5 protein-coding genes are annotated in these 2,561 nt (G+C 55.9%); 2 read left to right on the top strand and 3 right to left on the bottom strand.

All coding sequences use genetic code 11. From position 1 onward, the window contains the following. Positions 1 to 293: 293 nt before the first annotated feature. On the bottom strand, positions 294 to 1,205 hold the full coding sequence (locus tag WCA53_RS28825; RefSeq protein ID WP_423919099.1) for a dTDP-4-dehydrorhamnose reductase family protein: 912 nt from the start codon (positions 1,203 to 1,205) through the stop codon (positions 294 to 296). After that, the gene (locus tag WCA53_RS28820) at positions 1,202 to 1,408 is read right to left on the bottom strand and encodes a heavy-metal-associated domain-containing protein (protein ID WP_423919097.1); all 207 of its coding nucleotides are present in this window, start codon (positions 1,406 to 1,408) and stop codon (positions 1,202 to 1,204) included. Before WCA53_RS28820 ends, WCA53_RS28825 begins: the two co-directional genes overlap by 4 nt. Before the next feature lie 96 nt (positions 1,409 to 1,504). On the opposite strand from WCA53_RS28820, the gene cueR reads away from it, so the two are divergent. Together cueR and WCA53_RS28810 are read left to right on the top strand one after the other, a co-directional pair. Next, complete coding sequence (cueR, locus tag WCA53_RS28815) at positions 1,505 to 1,891, top strand: Cu(I)-responsive transcriptional regulator (RefSeq protein WP_423919095.1); 387 nt, start codon at positions 1,505 to 1,507, stop codon at positions 1,889 to 1,891. A gap of 275 nt (positions 1,892 to 2,166) precedes the next feature. Continuing rightward, on the top strand, positions 2,167 to 2,313 hold the full coding sequence (locus tag WCA53_RS28810) for a DUF3563 family protein (RefSeq protein ID WP_423919093.1): 147 nt from the start codon (positions 2,167 to 2,169) through the stop codon (positions 2,311 to 2,313). A gap of 87 nt (positions 2,314 to 2,400) precedes the next feature. Here WCA53_RS28810 and WCA53_RS28805 read toward each other — a convergent pair. After that, the coding region (locus WCA53_RS28805; RefSeq protein ID WP_423919102.1) for a DUF305 domain-containing protein at positions 2,401 to 2,561 on the bottom strand (161 nt) is incomplete at its 5' end.

Here is a 2,561-nt window from a genome sequence, read left to right as displayed (position 1 = left end):
CCGTGAAACGACTCCACGCCAATGATAGTGCGGATACCCGTGTGAAAGTAGGTAATCGTCAGGCTCCCCTTTGCTAGCTCTAGCATCCGAAAACCCCACCCCGCAAAGGTGGGGTTTTTGCGTTGGAGAATCCGAGTTCGGGACACCTGTGACAGAGCACAACTGAGAGCGATTGAGCAGTATGGTGGTCAAGCATCTCCGGGACGGACGACGCTTCCGAAGTTCAACATCTGTGCTCACGCATCGCCATCGGTGTGCCAGATCGCCTAACAGGCCGACGAGGAGATCGACGCCTACATGCTCCGCCGAAGCACTGCCCGGATCGCTTCGTCGAAGGGAGTACGGCGGCCGATGCCCATTTCTTCCAGCACACTCGACGAAAGATGACAGTCCTTCGGGCGTGGCGTGAGATCAAAAGGAGTACGTTGAGGCGTGATGTTCGCGTCAACGCGAAGAACACGGGCGATGTGTTGCGCCATCTCAAACTTGGTCATCGGTTCGTCACCGGACCAATGCACTACGCCACCCATCGCATTGCCATTTTCACAGCGCTCCAGCAGTTGTCGAATGACTACTGCGATGTCCGGTGTAAAGGTGGGATAGCGAATCGCCCACGCATCCATCACGGCTGGAATTCCTGCGGCTCGAGCAGATTCAACGATCGATGGCGTCATGCTGGTGACAGCCGATTCGCTCCAATCGATGACCGGACCATATAGCAAGGGCAATCTCAAGACGCACGACCGAGAACTCGCGTCAAGCAGTGCGCGCTCGCCCTCAAGCTTGCTGCGTCCGTAGGCATTCAGCGGGTTGGCTGTGTCGTCGGGTTGATAGGGTGGTTTCGTACCGTCGAAAACATAATCGGTCGAGATTGAAAGAGCCCACGCGCCACAGTCTCGGGCGGCGTCCGCGATAAACCTCAACGCGTCCACATTCAGCGCTCGCGCTAGCGTGGGGTCGTTCTCGCAGACGTCTGGCCGACGTTCAGCTGCTGTCACGACGATCGCGTCGGGCGCGTGGAATGCGACGAATTGGCGGACCGCTTTCTCGTCACGAACATCGAGTGTTTCCGTAGTTGAGTCACCACGGCGAAACGCTGTTCGCACGACGTCCCACCGCGACACGCCGGCTAATTCGCTCGCGACAGCGCGCCCGAGCAGCCCAGTCGCACCGATTACGGCGACTTTGTAGTTCGACTTCGTCATACGGTTTTTGCCGATACCACCGCGTAACCCGCTTCATCAATCGCTTCTTTGAGCGCATTTGTCGACTCGGTCGATTCGACGACGACCGTGCCGCTATCAAGATCCACGCGCACCTGTGCCGCGGCGTCAATTTCGTGGATCGAACGAGTGACAGCCGCAACGCAATGCTGGCAGCTCATGCCTTCAACTTCGAATTCAGTCATTACCCATGTCCTCGTGCTGGTGTTTGATAACGGCTCATCCTATACCTTGCCATCGTTGGAAGGTGTAGAGTTGTTTGAGATTTTGGGAGACTTTCAGTGAACATTGGTGAAGCAGCCCGCGCGTCTGGTGTGACGGCCAAGATGATTCGATATTATGAAAGCGTCGGCCTGTTGCCACCGGTTGGCCGGACCGCGGCAGGGTATCGCGTATACGGGCAACGCGAGGTCCACGCGCTTCGGTTTGTTCGGCAATCGCGTCGGCTTGGGTTTCTCGTCGACGACATCCGCAAACTGCTTGCGCTATGGGAGGATCGGCAACGCGCAAGTTCAGAGGTCAAGGCCATTGCGCTCCAGCACGTTGAAGAACTGGACCGTCGGATAGCGGAGTTGACTGAGATGCGGGAAACCCTGGCGCACCTGGCCGTTCATTGCCAAGGCGATGCGCGCCCCGATTGCCCAATTTTGGAGCGGTTGGCACAGTGATTTTCTTGGTGCGAGATCGAAGGGGTTCGCCACGCGACGAGCACCAATGCGGTGCACAAACGAGAGGGCGTGTAGAGATGTCACAATTATCTCTAATAAAATCAATCCCTTGTCCCGTGTCGGTGCATGCACCATTCCAAGGGAGAATGCACGCAATGCGCGCATTTCACTAACACGCCTACTTCACTTCAGCTATACTTCGGGTTAACCCTTTTTAAGGGAAATCCCTGACCCGAACCGCCGGGGATTCAATTGAAATCCTTGGAGAAACAATCATGTTTGCATCTTTGCTCGAAAAACTAAGCATCTGGTTTGAAACCGCTGAACGTAACCGCCGTGAAGAATATTTGGCGCAGTCATCGGATATCGTCCAGCTCGAGAAGCGCATCCGCTCGCTGGAAACGGACGGCTACTCGCTCTAAATTTGGCGCGATCGTCAGCAAAGTATCAAGTAAGCCCCGCATGCGGGGCTTTGTCGTTTCTGGTCGCCCATTCCCACGGTGCAGACGCTACTTTTTCTGCGGACGCGCAGCTAGCCACTGATTCATAAACGCGATTTCCTTATCTTGAGCCTCGATAATTTCCTTGGCGAGCGCGCGAAGTTTCGCGTCCTTTCCATATTTCAGTTCGACTTCAGCCATCGCGACGGCACCTCGATGATGCGGAATCA

It is taken from the genome of Caballeronia sp., assembly GCF_049581465.1.
Lineage (GTDB): Bacteria > Pseudomonadota > Gammaproteobacteria > Burkholderiales > Burkholderiaceae > Caballeronia.
This window is presented reverse-complemented; position numbering and strand designations above follow the sequence as displayed.